Source organism: Pedobacter sp. Leaf132 (assembly GCF_920984695.1).
Lineage (GTDB): Bacteria > Bacteroidota > Bacteroidia > Sphingobacteriales > Sphingobacteriaceae > Pedobacter.
Genome location: NZ_CAKLBO010000003.1, coordinates 223,804 through 244,415 on the forward strand (window position 1 = coordinate 223,804; position 20,612 = coordinate 244,415).

Below are 20,612 nucleotides of genomic sequence, written 5' to 3' on the forward strand. Positions count from 1 at the left end.
TTTAAAAGTATGTATGAACAAGTATTAATAAAATAAATAGTCACTTCCCACTTATGTCGATAGAAGAACCAATGAGAAAAACCGAGCAGGAGATTATGCCAGCTCGGGCTAGTCAAATAACAAAACCTTTAGGTTATGATATTTACCCTTACTATTCACTTGGAGATAACAAAATATTTAATGGTTATTCATCGCTTTGCGATTTCATTATTGAACAAAAAACTGTTGTAATTGATGGTTATGTTGGCGTGTACTGGAATAAGCTAATAACGGCTTTAAAGGAAGATTTGATTGATAGGGGTTATGCCTTAAACCTTATTGAAAGCAAGAACTATTTAAAATCTCAGGCGCAATTGAATGAAATGATTGCACCCTTTCTGGGTACAGAAGGTTCGGTTTGGGGAACAAAAACAACATTAACATTGGCCGATTATTTTAATATGCAGGCCTTAACTGAAATTGAAAAAAGTACTTCTGCTGATATAAATATTATTATTGGCTGTGGGGCTTCTCTATCAGATTGGAAAGCTGCTCTAATTTACGTTGATCTCCCTAAAAATGAAATACAGCATCGTATGAGTGCTGGCTCTATCTGTAATCTAGGACTGGACCTGCAAAAGGAGCAAACTGAAATGTATAAGTGCTTCTATTTTGTTGATTGGGTGGTCTTGAATAATCATAAAAAAGCACTTATCAATGACATAGACATTTTTGTTGATGCACAATGGGAAGATAGTATTAACTGGACATACGGGAAAGACATCCGAAAAGGTTTAGAAAAAATGTCTTCGTCTGTTTTTAGAGCTCGTCCTTGGTTTGCGCCTGGCGCATGGGGCGGACAATGGATGAAGGAACACATGCCTCAATTAGATCGAAATGAGGTAAATTATGCCTGGTCTTTTGAACTTATTGCACCTGAAAACGGAATCGTTTTTGAAAGCAGTAGCTTTCTTTTAGAAGTTTCTTTTGATGCATTGATGTTTACTCAAAACAAAAATGTTTTAGGTGTGCATGCAGCGAAGTTTGGTGATGAATTTCCTATTCGATTTGACTTTTTGGATACTTTTGATGGTGGGAATCTATCTATACAATGCCACCCAAGTCTAAAATATATTCAGCGTGAATTTGGCGAAAATATAACCCAGGATGAAACTTATTACATTTTGGATTGCAAAGATGATGCAAAGGTGTATCTAGGCTTTCAGGATAATATCAACCCTACCGAGTTTAGGGATTCTTTAGAAAAAAGCAATCTTTACAACGAAGAAATTGACATAGAAAAGTATGTTCAGGTTCATCAAGCTAAAAAACATGATTTATTTTTAATTCCCAATGGAACTGTTCACAGTGCGGGAGCAGAAAATTTGGTGCTCGAAATTAGTGCAACTCCATACATTTTCACCTTTAAAATGTATGATTGGGTAAGGTTAGATTTAAATGGTAAACCCCGACCAATAAATATCGACCACGCTTTTAAAAACCTTGATTTTAATAGAAAAGGCGCTACAGTTAAACAAGAATTAATCTCTAAGCCTTCAATTCTCTTTGAAGATAATGATTTTATCTGTTACCACTTGCCTACACATAAGGAGCACTTTTATAATGTTCATCGATTAGAATTTGAAGCGGAAGTTGAAGTAGAAACCAATAATGTTTGTCATGTACTAATGCTTGTTGAAGGCACAGCCATTACTGTAGAATCTGCAGATGGTACTATCATGACTTTCCCTTTTGCAGAAACATTTGTAATCCCGGCGGCGGCGGGCAGTTATAAAATGATAAACAAAGGAAGTGAAAGGGCGAAAGTGATTAAAGCATTCTTAAAATAATCAGCATGAATAACACTGAAAAAAATATAGTTACTAAAAAAAGTAAGACTTACTTATACCTCGTTTGCCTTGTTGCTGCTCTTGGAGGTTTTCTTTTTGGTTTTGATACAGCAGTAATTTCAGGAACGATAAGTTTGGTAAAAGGCGATTTTGGTCTTGATGCAGTTAGCGAAGGTTGGTTTGTTAGTTGTGCGCTTTTAGGTTGCATAATTGGGGTAAGCGTATCGGGCAAGCTAAGCGACCGGTATGGGCGTAAGATAGTGATGATTTTATCAGCATTTCTTTTTCTGATATCTGCCTTGGGTTGCATGTATTCCGGCTCTTTCTCTGCATTAATTATTTTCAGGCTGGTAGGCGGTATTGGTATTGGAGTTGCCTCTATGGTTTCGCCGCTTTACATTTCAGAATTTGCGCCATCGAGGCTTCGTGGAACTATGGTGTCTTTATACCAACTTGCTTTAACAATAGGTATAGTAGCCGCTTATTTTAGTAATGCTTATTTGGCAAATCATGCCGCAGACCATTATGCAGGCAGCCAATCTATGCGCATATTTTCTTCAGAAGTATGGAGAGCGATGTTAGGGTTAGGCGGTGTACCTGCGTTAATTTTTTTAATTGCCCTTTTCTTGGTTCCAGAATCTCCAAGGTGGTTGCTGGCCCGGGGGAAGAATGATTTGGCAAAAAATATCTTAACAAAAATTGATGGGGAAGCTGCTGCCGAAAAAGAAGTAGATGCGTTTTTATCTCAAAATGAAAATGAAGCAGATGGGTCGCTTAAAACACTATTCAAGCCTGTTTACCGTAAAGCATTATGGATAGGGCTATTACTGCCTTTCTTATCACAAGTTTGTGGTATTAACGCAGTTATTTATTATGGACCAAGAATTTTAGAACAGGCGGGTTTCACACTAAATAATGCTTTAGGCGGGCAGGTTACCATTGGCTTAATCAATGTGCTATTTACTTTTGTAGCCATTTTTACTGTTGATAAATGGGGGAGGAAACCGCTGCTTTATATCGGTGTTGGTGGTGCGGTAATATCTTTAGTTATTATCGGATTTCTTTTTCAGTTCGGTGTGATATCCGGGCCATGGATTTTAATTTTCATTTTAGCCTTTATTGCCTGTTTTGCATTCTCTTTCGGGCCTGTATGTTGGGTAGTTATTGGAGAGATTTTTCCAAATGGCATTCGTGGTAAGGCCATGTCTTTAGCCACACTTACCCTTTGGATTGGCAATTTTTTTGTTGGTCAACTTACTCCAATGATGTTAGAAGGACTAGGCTCTGCATGGACTTTCTGGATATTTGCCATCTGTTGTTCTCCTGCATTATACATTACCTGGAAACTCATACCCGAAACCAAGGGCCGGTCGCTCGAAGAAATTGATGCCCATTGGCATACCATTCATCAGCAGCAAATCAAATAATTTATCACCAAAAAATATCTAACCTAATATTACTGATGCGCAATAAAGCATCTTAATCAATCCAAATGTTATGAGACTTAAACTTTACCAACTTGAAAAACTAAAGCGATTGCCACATTGGCGATTTGCATTGATGGCCATTCTTGTAATTCCATTTATGCCTAACCAATCTCAGGCTTTAAGTACACCAACTTTAATAAACACCATCAAAAATTTTAACATCACTATAAAAGGAAAAGTAGTTGATGAAAAAGGAATCGGACTTCCGGGTGTGAGTGTGCAAATTAAAGGCACTACAGTTGGCGCAGTTACAGATGCCAACGGGCTTTACACGATTTCAGTTCCTGATAATCTTGCAACAAACAATTTAACATACTCATATTTAGGTTATGTAAGTCAGGAGGTTGCCATTGGTGGTCGAACAACTATTAATATTCAAATGAAAACCGACGCCAATAATTCTTTAGAAGATGTGGTAGTGGTAGGTTATGGCGTACAGAAAAGAGTTTCTGTAACCGGTGCAATAAATACTATAGATGCAAAAAGCATTGAAAACAAACCAGTGTTAAATGTTTATCAGGCATTGCAGGGTGAATCACCAAATTTGATTATTCAGCAAAGTTCATTAAATCCGGGCAGTAACGTTACCGTAAATATTCGTGGTGTAGGTACCTTGGGAGATAATACACCGCTGGTTGTGGTTGATGGTATTGTTGGTGGAAACTTAAATACATTAAACCCTAACGACATTGCAAGTGTAACAGTACTAAAAGATGCGGGCTCAGCAGCAATTTATGGCTCAAGAGCTGCCAACGGTGTTATTTTAGTTACCACAAAAGGTGGAAAACTGAACCAAAAAACTTCAGTTTCTTATAATGGAAGTTACGGGATTCAGGATGCAAACGTATTGGTAAAAAAGGTACCCGCCTGGGAAAACGCTTATTTTAAAAATGAATCTTTAGTAAATTCCGGATTAAGCCCTGCTTACACACCAGACCAAATACAACAACTTAAAGACCAGGGTAATGGCACATGGGATATTGAACACCTATTACGCACTGCACCTCAACAAGCGCATAATTTTAGTATTGTAGGTGGAGGAGAGAAAAGTTCCTTTTATGTATCAGCAGGCTTTCAGGACCAGGGCAGTAATTTTATTGGCAATGGCGGCGAAGGGGCCGACTTTGGTTACCAGAAATACAATTTACGCTTAAACCAGAGCAACGTGATAGGGAAATTTAAAACCAATTTTATTTTACTCTACACTAAAACCCGAAATAAAACCAATAGCGTTGGTGATAACAATATTTTTGCTGATGCTAACCGCGTACCCTTAAATTACAGTTGGCAGGATGAAAACGGTAATTATTTAACCAATCCAGTGGCTTCACAATACAATGAGTATGGTGTTTTGGAAAAAGGGGGTTTCAACCAGGCAGATAATGATGAAATATTCGGAGCATTTAACGGTCAGTTCAGCATTACCAATGATTTGAAAATTACCGGCGAATTTGGTGGAACGCTACAAAATAACGGAACATTTTTTCGCCGTACACAAGTTAATTATTTGCCATCTGGTGTTTATGGAGATGATCGCTCAGTTTTAGATGGAAATAGCAAATCGCAGCTTTTTAATACAAAATTATATGTAGAATATGGTAAAAAAATTGATTCACACGATTTCAAAGTTCAGATTGGTGCTTCAAGTGAAAACTATTCGCAACGTGGATTTCAACTTCAAAAAACATTAACAGACCAGTTATTAGGTACACCTACAACAGGCACATTGGTCGATCCCATTAACTCGAGCAATAGTTTAGCCATAAATTCAAACAGTTTACTTTCTCTATTTGGTAGAGTAAATTATGCTTATCAGGATAAATATTTATTTGAAGCAACGGCGAGATATGACGCTTCATCCAAATTTGCAAAAGGAAACCGTGGAAGTTTCTTTCCTTCAGTAAGTGCAGGTTGGATAATTTCGCAGGAATCTTTTATGCAATCCATTAAAAATACGCTGAGTAATTTAAAACTTCGTGCCTCTTATGGCGTATTGGGTAATCAGAATGTTGGGAATTTCCAATATCAAACCACTTATTTTAATTATGCCAGTGCTTATGGCTTTAATAATGTGCCTGTTGGTGGTGCTGGTACGCTTTTATCTAACAGAGATTTAACCTGGGAAAAAGCATCTACATTAAATATTGGTCTTGATGCTGGTTTCTTCAATAACCGCCTTACCGCATCATTCGATTATTTTAATAAAGTAACCAGAGATATTTTACAACCAAGACAGGATATTCCGGCAATTTTTGGAGCTGCGACACCAGATTTTAATGTAGCTAAAGTGCGTAGCAAAGGTTGGGAAGCATCTTTAACTTATAATTTACGTGGAGAGAATGTAACGCAAAGTTTCAGCGTAAATGTTGCTGATAATCAAAATAAGCTGCTGCAGCTTTCGGGTGGTGCAACCGAGCAAATTATAAATCAGGATGTTTTTCAGTTATTGAGAAGAATTGGCGAGCCAATAACACAATATTATGGCTATGAAACGAATGGATTTTTTCAAAATCAAACGGATATAAACAATTCACCAAAAATTGCCGGCAACCCCGTAGTGCCAGGCGATGTGAAATTTAAAGACCTTAACAATGATGGAATTATTGATGCTAAGGATAAAGCAGTTTTAGGTAACCCTTTTCCTAGATATACTTTTGGCTTCACTTACAGGCTGGCAGTTAAAGGATTCGATTTGCAGTTGTTCATTCAAGGTGTTGGTAAACGTGAAACATTTTTGCGTGGCGAACTGGTAGAACCATTTCATTACGGATATGGTGCAACGGTGTATGAACACATGACCAATTATTGGACACCCAATAATCCTGATGCCAGATATCCAATTTTTGCTAATATTGGCTCACCATCTAACACCAATAACTGGCGTACAGGCTCCGACCTTTATAAATATGATGCAGCTTATGCTCGTTTAAAAAACGTAAATATTGGCTATACAATTCCGGAAACTGTAACCAAAAAATTCGGTATTCAGCGCTTTAGAGTGTCGCTCATCGGCCAAAATCTCTTTACGCTTTCAAAACTTAAATTTATTGACCCCGAAACTTCTGAGTTTGGAAACAATGTAAGTCTGGGTTCTGGTTCAAATAGTGCCCGTTCATATCCGCTTCCGATATTTTACGGCGCCGGATTGGATATAACTTTTTAATGATAACGGTTAGAATTAATAAAATGAAATACCTAAATAAAATCTTTATAGCAGCAGTTGCAGTCGTAATGTTTGCAGGTTGCAGAAAACTAGATATCGCACCAACAGACCGGTTTTCAGATTTAACTTTCTGGACAGTTGATGTGAATGTGAATAACGCTCTTAACAATAATTATAGTTTGCTTTACAATAGTTCTCTATTTTTTGAGCCTGAAGCGCTTTCTGATAATGCATATTCACCTTCTGGCGATCTTAATTTAATAGCAAGCGGAAACGCTACTTCGCTTACTGGTAAATTTCAGGGCGATTGGGCAAGTTATTATCGTACAATAAAATCGGTTAATATTTTTCTGGAGAATATAGATCAGAACAAAACGCTGCCAGCAGCAACCATTGCCAGAATGAAAGCAGAAAATCAGTTTATGAGAGCTTTTGCACTATTTAATTTAACTAAATGGTATGGTGATGTTCCGCTTCCTGACCACAATTTAACTCCCGAAGAAGCGCAGGTAATTCCACGCAGTTCAAAAGCTTCGGTTAATGCTTTTATTGTAAGTCAGCTAGAAAGCGCTATTCCAAATTTGCCAAGTAAAGATCAGCTTCCGGCTAACGAAAATGGTAGAATTACAAAAGGTGCTGCCTTAGCTTTACAAATGAGAACTTTATTGTACGAGGGAAATAAAACTGCAGAAGTGATTGCGATTTGCGAAAAACTAATCAACAATCAGGCAACCTATGGAACTTATTCATTAGCAGCTAATTATAGTGCTTTATTTAGCGATCCTGCAATCAATAAAAACAATAATGAAAGTATCTTATCGCTACAATATGTTCCTACAATAAGAACATGGCAAAATTTTTGGGATTTTGCACCCCGAACAGTTGGTGGCAGGGTGAGTAATATGGCACCTACACAAGAGTTGGTTGACGATTATGTTATGCTGAATGGAAAGGGAATTAAAGAAGCTGGTTCAGGCTACGTAGAAAGTAATCCATACATTAACCGTGATCCACGACTAACCGCCACAGTTGTTTACGATAGATATACATGGATAAATCCGAATAACAGTACCAAAACTATCTACATAAAACCGGGTACCGATCCGGTTCAACCTGGCCTTGATGAATACTCTCCGGGCTCTCAAAGCGCATCTGCTACAGGTTATTATTGGAGGAAATATTTTGATCCAAGCGCATTATCAAGTTTTGTTTCAGGTAATAATCTTCATTTGTTTAGATACGCGGAAGTTTTATTAACCTATGCTGAAGCTAAAAACAGCTTAGGACAAATGGATGCTACAATCTGGGCGAAAACAATCGGCGCACTTCGCTCCAGAGCCGGCTTTACTGATGCTGCTGCTTTGAGTTATCCTGGCGGAGATTTGACAAGTATTATCCGCAGAGAACGCAGGGCAGAAATGGCAATGGAAGGTTTGCGTTTAGATGATTTAAGACGCTGGAAAACTGCCGAGATCACTATGAATGGTTTTGCGCATGGGGCTAAATTTGCCGCCGACCAAAATGTTGATAATGGTTATATCCGCACTCAGCAACGCAAATTTAACGCTCAAAGAGATTATTTATGGGCAGTTCCATCAAGTGAAATAAGTCTAAACAAAAATTTAACCCAAAATCCGGGCTACTAAAATATAAGCAACATGAAAAACTTGAAAGCAATATATGTTTTGATGGCGCTATCATTATTCGCCATTAGTTCATGCAAAAAAGACACAAAAGAACTTAATGAGAATATTAATCCCATTGGAAGTTTAAGCATACCTCAAAATATGCAAAGCATTAAATTAACACCATCAAACGCATTGGCTACGCAGCAGTTTAAGTGGGACCCAGCGAGCGCTGAAGATGGTGGGCTTATTCTTTACGAAGTAGCATTTGATAAAGAAAGCGGAGACTTTTCAAAACCGGTTTATAAAGTGGTATCAGATGGCGCCGGTGTGCAGGCTCAGGTTACAATTTCTCATAAAGATTTAACCAAAGTTGCAGCATTATGCGGAATCAATTCATCAAGTACCGGAAATATTAAATGGACAGTAATTGCATCCAAAGCAAGTAACAGAAAACCTGGTCAGGAAAGTAGAACGCTGCAACTTGAACGCCCGGCAGGGTTTGCTGAAGTGCCAACCGACCTTTATCTTACAGGTTCTGCAACAGAAGCAGGAGACGACATTAGCAAAGCAATTAAATTTAAGAAACTAGATGAAGGCGTTTTTGAAATATACACAACGCTTAAGCCCGGTACTTATCAGCTAACAGATAAAATTACTGCATCAGGTCGAAAATTCTACACCGAAGGTACATTAGTTAAAGAAGGAACCACATCTGTTACAGTTTCGGGTGGTGCAAAGGTATATTACCTCAAATATGATTTCAATGTAGCCACTGTGGTGGATGCAGTTGAGGTTCAAAGCCTGGGGTTATACATGTCGGCTTACGGTAATGAGATAGGCCAGTTAACATATACTGCAAATGGTGTGTGGCAATCAGGAAATATTCCGGTTGTATTTTATCAATTTTCTTGGGGTAGAGATGAAAGATATAAATTCGCAATGCATACCTCTGGAGGTGTTCGCTATCTGGGAAGCAGTAATGTTAATAATGTTAGTCCTGTTGGCCAAGGTGCAGCTTACTTTTATTTAAATCCGGTTACTAATGATCAATGGAATAATACTTATAAGTTTAATCCTTCAGCCGATAATAAAAGTGTTAAGGTAATTGTAAGTCTTAACGCTGGCGGGCCATACACCCACACTGTAACTACACAATAATTACGTTGTATTGCCACCGGTTTAAGCCGGTGGCTAAATATTCTAACCATGAAAAAATTATTTTTTAATACTGCTCTGATTTTGTCTATCTTTTTTTTGGCAGCTTGCAAAAAAAATCCCGTAGTTGAGCCGGTTACTCCACCACCTGTTGTGCCACCTACAGGGCCGGGCGTTAAAGTAGACTACCTAAAGCTTGCCCAGGAAACACATACCTTTACCACCAATAATTTGCTTACTGCTAGTTATGGCTATCGTGCTAATACCACAACCCATGCTAACAATTGTTATGAATGGTACAACGTAAGTCAGATTTATGCAGATGCAGCTATGGTGGCTGCGGGCCAAACCAAACACCTCGCATACATGAATAATACCTTTAAATTCATGGATAATATGTGGGATAAAAAAGACCTCCGAGGTGGTTACTTTGCATCTGTAAATTTAGATGGTACTGGCGCCGGTGGTGATAAATATGTTGATGATAATGCGCTTAGCGGAATGGTTTATCTGGAAGCTTATGAGGTTACTACCGGAGCAGATAAACAAGCTTACCTGGCGAAGGCCAAAGCATGCGGAGATTGGTTAATCAATAGTGGTTTGTGGGATAATGTTTACGGTGGTGGATTTTATTGGAATACACTTAAGCCTGAAAAACCAACGCAAACCAATGGCCTAACACTACAGCTATTTTTAAAACTTTATAGTTTAACCGGCGAAAGCATTTATCGAGAATGGGCGATCCAGGTTAATAATTGGCTGAATACAAAAATGTTTGATCCGATTAGTGGTTTATACATCTGGAAAATTGACGGAGCCGGCGAGGGTAAGAAACACACGGATAAATTTACTTATGATAATGCCATCATGGTTGAGGCTTTTTTGTTGTATAGCACAATCATGAACGACCCGTCTTATCTAACCAGAGCACAAAATATTGGTAAAGCCATGAATATCACCCTGTGGAATGCTGCCTGGAAAGGCTACATTTTTAATACCAATGAAACCAGAATTAACCCGGCATGGTGTGCCTGGGGGTCTCAGGCAATGATTAGATTATACGAGGCAGATAAAAATGAAAACTGGCTGGTTTATGCAAAAGAAAATATTAATCGTTTAAATATTGCAAATAGAAATCAATCAACATTTGCTTATTATTTCTTTGCTGGTTTTGACGGGCAAAACCGCTCACCAGAAATAGAAACTGTAGATCAGGCATGGATGCAACGAATTCAGGCCTTGTTATCAAAATATTAGTTCAATTTTAATTCCAATACTTATGAAAACGGCCAGCCAATCCTTCTTAATTTTAATGCTTTCTCTTTTCGTGATGCCGTGCGTATGTGCTCAGGATCTTCTAAAATATGTAAATCCAAATATTGGTACTGCCCACAGTAGATGGTTCTTTTACACGCCTGCAGCAGTGCCTTATGGAATGGCTAAACTTGCACCATCAACCAACGGAAGTTACGGCAACTTACAGGGTTGGGAGGCAGTGGGTTATGATACGCGTCATAATTCTATTGAAGGTTTTGTACACTTTCATGAATGGCAAGTGGGCGGTATTAGTTTTATGCCAACTGCCGGCGACCTTAAAACCGTTCCCGGATTACTTGATAAAGCGAACAGTGGATATCGTTCGGTCTTTGATCGAAGAAATGAAATTGCCCAACCGGGCTATTATTCGGTGTTACTTGATGATTTTAAAATCAAAGCAGAACTTACGGCAACTAAAAGAGTTGGCTTTCATCGTTATACTTTTCCAAAAAGTGAAAACTCCAGAATTATCCTTTCTATTGGTAACATTCAGGGAGAAAGTGGGCCAATAACAGATGCATCTGTAAAAATGATTGATGAGACCCATTTTGAAGGCTTTGTAATTACCTATCCAAAATATGTTAAAACCTATGATGAGGGCGGTAAGGTAGCCATGTATTTTTATGGAATTCTTGACAAGGAACCAAACAGTGTTGGATCGTTTAATCAAAAAGAAACTAATTTAAACGCTAAAAATGCTTCAGGCATAGGTGCTGGTTTATTTTTGGGTTATAAAACTACAGAAAATGAAAGTGTAGAAATTAAGGTGGGTTTATCTTATACCTCTACACAAAACGCAAAGAACAATTTGATGGCAGAAGCATCTGAGCTAAATTTTGATGGCGCAAAAAAGGCCGCTCAATCAGAATGGCAAAATGAATTGGGAAAAATGAAGGTTTCTGGACAAAACAATGCTGATTTGGTTAAGTTTTATACTGGTTTGTATCATGCTTTGCTTGGCCGTGGTATTGCAAGTGATGTAAATGGAAATTTTCCCCGGCATGATGGTTCAATCGGACAATTACCGAAAGATAAGAACGGCAAATTCAGTTATAATTTTATGAATACTGATGCTATTTGGGGCGGTTTTTGGAACATAACGCAATTATGGTCTTTAGCGTATCCATCACACTATAGCGATTTTGTACATACTCAATTAGAAATTTATAAAGAGCGAGGTTGGTTTGGCGATGGAATTGCCAATAGTAATTTTGTATCTGGGGTAGGTACTAATTTTGTCGGGCTGGCAATAGCAGGTGCTTACCAGTCAGGCATACGTGATTACGATTTGGATTTAGCCTATAAAGCGGTATTAGGAAATGAACTTAATTACAGAAACAGGTTGGTGGGTTCTGGTAAAACAGATACCAAAAGCTTTGTAAATAATGGCTTTGTACCATATCTGGAAGCCGATAAAACAGATTCAACAGGTTCACATTTTTCTGGTTCGCACACAATGGAATACAGTTATAGTGCATTTGCTGCAGCTCAGCTTGCTAAAAGTATGGGGAAGATTAATGATTATAAAAGGCTAATGGGGTTATCCAACGGGTGGCGATTATTGTTTGATAAGGATTTAAAGCTTATCAGGCCAAAAACTGAGGATGCAACGTTCATAGATAAATTTAATCCTTTGGAGGCTTGGAGAGGTTTTCAAGAAGGTAACGCAACACAATATACTTTCTACGTGCCACAAAACCCTAAAGCGTTAATTGCAGAAATCGGAACTAAAACATTTAACGAGCGCCTGGATAATATTTTTAAAACTTCTCAGAAAAACGCATTTGGCGGAGGAAAAACAATTGATGCTTTTGCTGGTATTCAATCTTTATATAATCATGGTAACCAGCCCAATCTGCACATAAGCTGGCTTTTTAATTATTCATCATCACCTTGGTTAACACAAAAATGGACGAGGGCAATTTGTGATGAATTTTATGGCACCGAAAGTATTCATGGATATGGCTATGGTCAGGACGAGGACCAAGGCCAGTTGGGTTCATGGTATGTTATGGCTTCGGTTGGTTTATTTGATGTAAAAGGCTTAACGGATGGTCGCCCAACACTTCAGATTGGAAGCCCTGTTTTTGATAAGTCAGAAATTCGACTGGGCAATGGTAAGAAACTATTCATCAAAGCCAGCAATAATTCTAAGCAAAATGTTTATGTACAATCGGCTTTGTGGAATGGTAAAGTGCTGGATAATGCCTGGCTCTATCGCGATGAAATTATGAAAGGCGGTACACTAACTTTAAAAATGGGCAGTAAGCCAAATCAAAAGTGGGGTGTGAAATTGCCGCCGCCTTCGGTCCAGTAAGTTCTTTATCAAATTTCAAATGATGAAATATTTATTTTTTCTTATCTGTATCTCGTTCTGCTTAAGGGGATATGGTCAGGAATTAAATCAAAATACGATATATAAAAGCAGAGCTGATGCTATGTTTGAAAAAATTTGGCAGCATTACCGGGTAAAAAAATATCCTGGTTTATTTACCGAACATTATCCATCTGAACAAAAAATTACACTGGATTATTTTCAAGGTGCAAACGTTAATGAAAAGACGGTAAGTTTTCTTTGGCCATTTTCCGGGATGTATTCTGCAGCAAACGTGTTAGTTCGATTTCCTGAATTAAAGCAGAAATATAGCAAATATTTAGATACGCTATCAATTGGCGTTTGGAGTTACAGAGATACAACCCGAAGTCCGGTAGGCTATCAGGCTTTTCCAGCGATGCTGGAAAAATCAGATAGATATTATGATGATAACGCTCTGGTTTGTATTGATTATCTGGAAGCTTATTTGAATACTAAAGACCAAAAATACATTTTAAAGGCAAAAGAAGTTTTCGATTTTATTATTAGTGGATGGGATGAGCAGCTGGGAGGCGGTGTATATTGGTTGGAAGGACATAAAGATCAAAAACCGGCCTGTAGCAATGGAATGTCAACGCTGGCGGCATTGAAACTTTATCAATGTACAAATGATACATTTTATCTTGATTGGGGTAAAAAATTTTATAACTGGATGTTCATCACTTTACGAAACCCGGATGGGATATATTACAATGATGTTAAAATGAATGGCATACGTAACAAGGTTTATTACACGTACAATACTGGTTCAATGCTCGAATCGTCTGTTTTACTTTATGGATTTACTAAAGAACCAAAGTATTTAAACGAGGCTGAAACTGTTGCGAAAAAAGCTCATCGCTTCTTTGCAAATAAAAATAAAACACAGACAAGTTATTATAATATCGATTTGCCTTGGTTTGTTACCGTTTTGTTTCGTGGTTACGAAGCACTTTATCATCTAAATGGCAATCCAACTTACATCAATGCGGTAGCTTCTGATTTGGATAAGGCGTGGCAAAATTCATCAGATAAGTACGGTTTTTTGACTGCAAAGTGGGCAAGGGATAAGGTATCGAAAGCGAAACCAAAATGGTTGCTAGATGAGGCTTGTGTAGCAGAATTATACGGCAGATTAAGTTTGTTAAATATTAAAAAATAAAATTCTACGTGAAAGAGCATATAAATTTAGGTGTAGATATTGGCGGTTCGCACATCACTTCGGCCTTAGTCGATGTTTCAAATGGAACCATATTAGAAGGCTCATGGCAGAGAGTCAAAGTAGATTCGCAAGCCGGCGCCAAAGATATTGTTTCAACCTGGTGCGCCGTAATGAAAAAAAGTTTAGCATCTTTTAAGTATTCTGGTAAAGTTGCAGTTGCTATGCCGGGTCCGTTTGATTACCTTAATGGTATCTCTTATATGAAGGGAATGGGGAAGTTTGACGCTCTTTATGAACAAGATATAAGAACATTAATATTGAATGGCATGGACGGTTTGGTTAAAGAAATTTCATTTATTAATGATGCCGGATGTTTCTTAAAAGGAGAATTAGTACACGGTGCAGCCTCAGCTTATAAAAATGTAATGGGTTTTACACTCGGTACAGGCTTTGGTTCTGCAATTGGAATTGAAGGTGTTGCAACCGATGGTGAGTATTGGAAACATTCTTTTATGAATGGGATATGTGAAGATTTCTTTTCTTCTAAATGGTTAGTTTCAAAATATAACAGTTATTCGGGGCAAGCCGTTTCTAACGTTAAAGAAATAATTGAGGGTGTAGAAAAAGCAGATCCGTTTTTCAGGTTTTTGATGAATTTGGAATTAATTTGGCAACGTTTTTATCTAAATTGCATAGAAGTAACCCATTAGATTGTGTAGTTTTTGGTGGTAACATTGCAAAAGCATCTATTCATTTTCTACCTCAATTAAAATATTACCTCAGCGCCAGAGCTATATCAATTCCAATTTACATATCAGAAAAGGGAGAAAATGCAGCATTGATTGGAGCAGCATGTGCGGCATAAATATTTTACTTTCGCAAAGATTAAAATCAACATCTTTTTCATTGTTCAAAGATTAATAAATACACATTCATCAAAATAATTTTAAGGTTTAATCACATAACTATTTAATGATGTTTTTATCTTAAATAACTTTTCCTGAAATCTTAATTTGATTAGATATGGTTTTCGCTAATGTGCTTAAACGAAAACCATTTAATTCTACCTTCCTCAATAAATAAATTTATTTTTTAGCAAAACTTCAAATTGTCTTCAATATCTTGATGGATATTTGATTATATGAAGATTCTTATCATAGAAGATGAACCCGGTTTGCAAAGAAGTATTAGTGAATACTTAAGCGGAATGGGTAATGTTTGTAGCGTAGCCTCTTCTTACATTCAGGCATTAGAGAAACTGGAATTGTATCATTACGATTGCCTGCTTTTAGATTTAGGTTTGGGTGATGGTGAGGGTTTACAATTATTAAGTTTTTTAAAGCGTACAGATAGGGCAGAAGGCGTAATCATTATTTCTGCCAGAAATTCTTTAGATGATAAGCTTACGGGGCTGAGTTTGGGTGCTGATGATTATTTAACAAAACCCTTCCATCTTTCAGAACTTAATGCCCGAATCCTTGCAGTTATGCGCCGCAAAAGTGCTATGGGAGAAAGACACATCAGTTTTAAAGAAATAAGAATTGACTTAGATGCAAAAGAAGTTACCGTTAATAATAAAGGTGTTTATCTAACTAAAAAAGAATTTGATTTACTATTATACTTTATATCCAATAAGGGTAAAGTAATCTCAAAATCGGCGGCTGTAGAACACATTTGGGGTGATGATGCAGATATGGCAGATAGTTTTGATTTTATCTATACACACATAAGAAATATTAGAAAGAAACTTTTGGATGCCGGTAGCGGCGATTACTTTCAGTCGGTTTATGGTGTTGGATATAAATTTGCAAGTGAATGAAGCTTTTCTCTAAATATAACCGCATCCTTATTTTAATCAGCTTTGTTGGTTTATTGGTTATAGGTCTGCTTTTTTACCAGATGCTTATATTTTACCTTAACCGACAGCTAGATCATGATATGGTTGAGGAGGTAATGGAAGTTAAAGAGTATTCGGTAAAAGGCAAGTTCTACACACCGCATGAATTTGAAGATTTAGTGGTGCAATACAAACCTATTGAGAAGGTTAGGTCGTACTCGCAATATGGCGATACCCTTTTCTACAATTCGCTTAAACATCAAAATGAACATGCCCGATTTTTAAGAACGGAAATGATGCTTGATGGTGAGCCATACCAGATAACAGTTATAGCATCGAAAATGGAAAGACAAGAGCAGATAAAAAATATCTGCCTGATTATTCTATTGCCAGTCTGCATCTTACTCATTGTTGTTTTACTGGTTAACAGGATGTTGCTGAAGAAAATATGGGATCCTTTTAGCCAAATGTTAAAGAATATAAACGACTTTAATATCAACCATGATAAGCCTTACAGATCGGTTGATATGCCTGTAGAGGAATTTAAGCAGCTCAACCAGGTGTTAATCGATTTATCTGGTAAAGTAAAAAAGGACTACGAAGAGATAAAACTTTTTACTGAAAATGCTTCGCATGAGATGATGACGCCGCTTGCAGTGATTAATTCAAGGTTGGATAATATGCTGCAATCCAGTAACCTTGATACTAAAGAGGGAGAAATGCTTAGCGAACTTTATCAGGCAACTTCACGTTTAACCAGGCTAAACCAATCCCTTTTGCTTTTGGTTAAAATTGATCATAATTTACTACAGGAGCATGAAGATATCGACCTTTGCCAGCTTATTCAAGAAAAAACTCATTACTTTCATGAGCTTTTGCAAGAAAGGTCTATTCAGCTTAAAACTACGCTTTTACCGTCCCGGATCATCGCTAATCGCCAGCTGATAGAGATTCTCATTAACAATCTTTTTAGTAATGTTATTCGTCACAATTACGAAAAAGGAAGCATCGAAATTTATTTAGATAGCAATCAAATTATTTTTGCAAATACGGCTCATCATGGTGCCCTGGATGCTGAAAAGATTTTTGATCGCTTTTACAAAGGCATTGCTTCTGAAGGTACAGGCCTTGGGCTGGCCATACTAAAGCAAATCTGTATCCGTCAGCATTACTTATTAAATTATACATACCAACACAACCTACATACCTTTATTATAACTTTTAATAATCAATAAATCTTATGGCTGTTATCGAACCATTAAACCAAGAAATTCTTGGCGGTAAGCAAGGTAAAAAATATCCTTCTTCCACCCGTTTATGGCATTGGCTTAACTTTATTATGATTACCGGATCGTTGTTAACCGTTGCAATAAACTCTATATTGTTTGATCGGGCACAACATAACTTCGTAAAATCAGAACTGATGGATGCAGGCGCATCTGTTAGTGATAAGCAGGCAGGTGCTGCACTACACGGACTTGAAGACCAGGTTTGGGGCATACACATCTATTTTGGCTATGCCCTTGCTGCACTTTTTTTATTTAGGTTGATGGCTGAATTCTTCATGCCTCCAGCACAAAGGATTACGCCAAAAATCAGGAAGGCTTATCAGGCTTACTTTATTTTAAAAAAGGAGCGAGAGGCTGCCAAGCATGAATTGGTGGTTAAAGGCCTGTATCTGATATTTTATGCATTGCTGTTTATAATGGTTTGCACAGGTTTATTACTTGCTTTTGAGGATTACACTGGCATCCCGCTAGATATTAATCATACTATTAAAGAATTTCATGGATTTTGTATGTACCTGATACTTGGTTTTATTGTGCTTCACTTGGCTGGGGTTTTCCTGGCTGAGCGAAAAGATGGAAAAGGAATCGTATCTGATATGATAAATGGTGGTTAAGAAAAGCAGAATGATAAACTCTAATTGGTAATGATATGGCTCATAAAGAAGAACACCTAAAAAGCTCTGCTTTTATATCCGATATTGTTATCGGGATGAGTGATGGACTAACCGTACCCTTTGCGCTTGCTGCAGGTTTAAGTGCTGCCGTAAATAGCAATTCAATTATAATAACGGCTGGTATTGCTGAAATTATTGCCGGTTGCATTGCTATGGGCTTGGGCGGTTACCTTGCAGGGAAAACCGAGCAGGAACATTATGAAAGTGAACTAAAAAGAGAATATCTGGAGGTGGAAAATGTGCCCGAAAAAGAGAAATTAGAAGTTAAAGAGATTTTTGCTGAATATGGACTGGATAGTAAAGCTCAGGATCTTATTGTTAATCAACTAAGTACAAATAAAAAACATTGGGTAGATTTTATGATGAAATTTGAGCTTGGCCTGGAAAAGCCAGACATCAACAGAGCCCGTAAAAGTGCGCTTACCATAGGGTTTTCTTATTGTGTAGGAGGAATTTTGCCACTATCTGCATACTTTTTTACCAAAAAACCGCAAGAAGGACTGATACTTTCTGCTGTACTTACCATCATTTGCCTTTTTGTATTTGGCTATTTCAAAAGTAAAGTTACAGGCCAGCCGCCAATAAAAGGTGCGTTAAAAGTAACCGCTATTGGGATTATTGCTGCCGCTGCCGCATTTTTAATTGCCAGACTTATCAGCTAAATAATAAGCAACAAAAACTTTGTGCGGATTATTAACACATATTTAACATATTGAATTTAAAACTTCAGAATTTCTTCAGACTTTATATATATTTTTGTTACAAACATTATAGCGAAAATATAATGTTTTAAAAATCATCCTCAACCAAACTCTTTTTTATAGATAAAACTCTACATCTAATATTCTCCTTTAAAGATATTTTAAAGGCATTTAATTTAATTGTTATCTGATATTATCTATAAAAAAATTATGGACAGAAAAGATTTTCTCAATAGTATTGGTATGAGTGCTGCAGCCTTTGCACTAATCAACTGCGTTGGTTGTAAAAAGAGCGACACAAGCAGTTCTACAGGAACTACCGGGCCAACTGGTGTAAATTTCTCACTTGATTTAAGCTTGGCAGCAAACGCTGCCTTGATAAACAATGGAGGTTCGCTGGTTTCAAATGGAGTTATCGTAGCCAAAACAAAAACGGGTTCGTACATAGCAGTTCAGCAATCATGTACGCACGAGAGTTATACGTTAAGCTATCAATCGGCAAATAGCCGCTTTTATTGCCCTAACCATGGCGCAACTTTTTCTGAGAACGGAGCAGTTAACAATGGGCCGGCCACCAGAGCGCTTACCGTTTACAACACCCAGTTAATAGGAACTACTTTAAAAATTTATTCGTAATAAATTATGAAATTACTTTTTATTGCCCTTTTAGGGATATTTACAATACAGGCATCCTGGATGGGCAATTTTTCTGAAGCGCAAAAACAAGCGAAAGCATCGCACAAACAGATTTTGATCAATTTTTCCGGTTCAGATTGGTGTGGCCCATGCATTCGCCTTCGCAAAGAAATACTTGAATCTGAAAGCTTTGAGCAATATGCCAATACTAATCTTCTTCTAGTCAGAGCTGATTTTCCGAGGCAGAAAAAGAATCAGTTATCAAAAGAACAGGTTAAGCTTAACGAATCTTTGGCAGAAGTTTACAATAAGGATGGCAAATTTCCATATACTGTTTTGGTTGATGAAAATGGTAAAGTGCTAAAAAGCTGGGATGGTTATCCAGATGAAAGCGCTCAGGCTTTTGTAGCAGAAATCAATAAAATAAAAAATAAACTATAATAAGAATGGCAAAATCTGTTGCTGTAAACAGAATACTAAAACTCATGGGAAATCGCTTTGAGTTTACCGTAATCTCTGCAAACGAGCAAGTAGGGAATGCTGCAATAGATAGTGCAATTGATGAAGTGAGCCGTATAGAGCGGTTGCTTACCACTTTCAGCAATGATAGCCAAACAAGCTTTATTAATGAAAATGCTGGCCTTGCTCCGGTAAAGGTTGATGATGAAGTGATTAGCCTTATCGAACGCTCTGTTAAAATATCTGAAATTACTGATGGAGCTTTTGACCTAACATACGGTTCGATAGATAAGCGGCTCTGGAATTTTGATCAGAATATGACCAGCCTACCGGATGTGGAAACGGCTTTGGCATCTGTAGAACTTATAGATTACCGAAATGTGATTTTGGATAAAAAACACTCAACAGTAAAGCTTAAAAATAAAGGAATGCGCATCGGCTTTGGTGGGATTGGTAAGGGTTATGCCGCAGATAGGGCTAAAAAGATACTTCAAAATTTAGGTATTGAAAGCGGAATTGTAAATGCTGCGGGCGACTTAATTACATGGGGCACTCAAATTAATGGGCAACCGTGGACAGTTGGTATTGCAGATCCTGAACAAACCAATAGGCCTTTTTCTGCCCTGAAAATTAGTAATATGGCGATTGCAACTTCTGGCAGTTATGAGAAATATGTTACCATTGATGGTAAACGCTATTCGCATACTATCGATCCTAAAACAGGATTGCCTGTGAGCGGTGTTAAAAGTGTGAGTATAATTTGCCCGAGTGCTGAACTGGCTGATGCATTAGCCACGCCAGTTGTAGTTATGGGTGTAAAAGTTGGCCTCGAACTGATAAATCAGATAAAACATGTAGCCTGTATTATCATCGATGATGAGGATAGGGTATTTACTTCAAAAAATATTAATGTGATATAATT

17 protein-coding genes are annotated in these 20,612 nt (G+C 37.5%); all 17 read left to right on the plus strand.

Annotated features, from left to right (window positions below; translation table 11 throughout):
• Positions 1–53 precede the first annotated feature (53 nt).
• The 17 genes from LUA86_RS08265 (at position 54) to LUA86_RS08345 (ending at position 20,610) form a co-directional block, all read left to right on the plus strand.
• Positions 54–1,829, plus strand: a complete 1,776-nt coding sequence (locus LUA86_RS08265) for a class I mannose-6-phosphate isomerase (protein WP_231460133.1) — start codon at positions 54–56, stop codon at positions 1,827–1,829.
• Positions 1,830–1,834: 5 nt separating this feature from the next.
• Positions 1,835–3,256 carry a sugar porter family MFS transporter gene (locus tag LUA86_RS08270; RefSeq protein ID WP_231460134.1) on the plus strand — a complete coding sequence of 474 codons (1,422 nt, stop codon included), beginning with the start codon at positions 1,835–1,837 and terminating at the stop codon, positions 3,254–3,256.
• Between the two features lie 70 nt (positions 3,257–3,326).
• Complete coding sequence (locus LUA86_RS08275; RefSeq protein WP_231460135.1) at positions 3,327–6,479, plus strand: TonB-dependent receptor; 3,153 nt, start codon at positions 3,327–3,329, stop codon at positions 6,477–6,479.
• A gap of 23 nt (positions 6,480–6,502) precedes the next feature.
• The gene (locus LUA86_RS08280) at positions 6,503–8,125 is read left to right on the plus strand and encodes a RagB/SusD family nutrient uptake outer membrane protein (RefSeq protein WP_231460136.1); all 1,623 of its coding nucleotides are present in this window, start codon (positions 6,503–6,505) and stop codon (positions 8,123–8,125) included.
• A gap of 12 nt (positions 8,126–8,137) precedes the next feature.
• Complete coding sequence (locus tag LUA86_RS08285; protein WP_231460137.1) at positions 8,138–9,265, plus strand: SusE domain-containing protein; 1,128 nt, start codon at positions 8,138–8,140, stop codon at positions 9,263–9,265.
• Between the two features lie 48 nt (positions 9,266–9,313).
• A complete protein-coding gene (locus tag LUA86_RS08290) occupies positions 9,314–10,519 on the plus strand; it encodes a glycoside hydrolase family 76 protein (protein ID WP_231460138.1) in 1,206 nt (401 codons plus the stop codon).
• Positions 10,520–10,541: 22 nt separating this feature from the next.
• Positions 10,542–12,896 carry a GH92 family glycosyl hydrolase gene (locus tag LUA86_RS08295; RefSeq protein ID WP_231460139.1) on the plus strand — a complete coding sequence of 785 codons (2,355 nt, stop codon included), beginning with the start codon at positions 10,542–10,544 and terminating at the stop codon, positions 12,894–12,896.
• 19 nt (positions 12,897–12,915) lie between these two features.
• Complete coding sequence (locus LUA86_RS08300; protein ID WP_231460140.1) at positions 12,916–14,094, plus strand: glycoside hydrolase family 76 protein; 1,179 nt, start codon at positions 12,916–12,918, stop codon at positions 14,092–14,094.
• An 8-nt stretch (positions 14,095–14,102) separates the two neighbouring features.
• On the plus strand, positions 14,103–14,804 hold the full coding sequence (locus tag LUA86_RS08305) for an ROK family protein (RefSeq protein ID WP_231460141.1): 702 nt from the start codon (positions 14,103–14,105) through the stop codon (positions 14,802–14,804).
• Complete coding sequence (locus tag LUA86_RS08310; RefSeq protein ID WP_231460142.1) at positions 14,783–14,959, plus strand: hypothetical protein; 177 nt, start codon at positions 14,783–14,785, stop codon at positions 14,957–14,959. The genes LUA86_RS08305 and LUA86_RS08310 overlap by 22 nt, the downstream gene beginning before the upstream one ends.
• Positions 14,960–15,235: 276 nt before the next feature.
• Positions 15,236–15,913, plus strand: a complete 678-nt coding sequence (locus LUA86_RS08315; RefSeq protein WP_231460143.1) for a response regulator transcription factor — start codon at positions 15,236–15,238, stop codon at positions 15,911–15,913.
• A complete protein-coding gene (locus tag LUA86_RS08320) occupies positions 15,910–17,166 on the plus strand; it encodes a HAMP domain-containing sensor histidine kinase (RefSeq protein ID WP_231460144.1) in 1,257 nt (418 codons plus the stop codon). The genes LUA86_RS08315 and LUA86_RS08320 overlap by 4 nt, the downstream gene beginning before the upstream one ends.
• Before the next feature lie 5 nt (positions 17,167–17,171).
• Positions 17,172–17,834: a cytochrome b/b6 domain-containing protein gene (locus LUA86_RS08325; RefSeq protein WP_231460145.1), complete on the plus strand. Its 663-nt coding sequence runs from the start codon at positions 17,172–17,174 to the stop codon at positions 17,832–17,834.
• Between the two features lie 35 nt (positions 17,835–17,869).
• Positions 17,870–18,556, plus strand: coding sequence for a VIT1/CCC1 transporter family protein (locus LUA86_RS08330; protein ID WP_231460146.1), 687 nt, complete (start codon positions 17,870–17,872; stop codon positions 18,554–18,556).
• A 249-nt stretch (positions 18,557–18,805) separates the two neighbouring features.
• Complete coding sequence (locus LUA86_RS08335) at positions 18,806–19,231, plus strand: ubiquinol-cytochrome c reductase iron-sulfur subunit (RefSeq protein WP_231460147.1); 426 nt, start codon at positions 18,806–18,808, stop codon at positions 19,229–19,231.
• 6 nt (positions 19,232–19,237) lie between these two features.
• A complete protein-coding gene (locus LUA86_RS08340) occupies positions 19,238–19,672 on the plus strand; it encodes a thioredoxin family protein (protein ID WP_231460148.1) in 435 nt (144 codons plus the stop codon).
• 5 nt (positions 19,673–19,677) lie between these two features.
• On the plus strand, positions 19,678–20,610 hold the full coding sequence (locus LUA86_RS08345; protein WP_231460149.1) for an FAD:protein FMN transferase: 933 nt from the start codon (positions 19,678–19,680) through the stop codon (positions 20,608–20,610).
• The last annotated feature ends 2 nt before the right edge of the window (positions 20,611–20,612 follow it).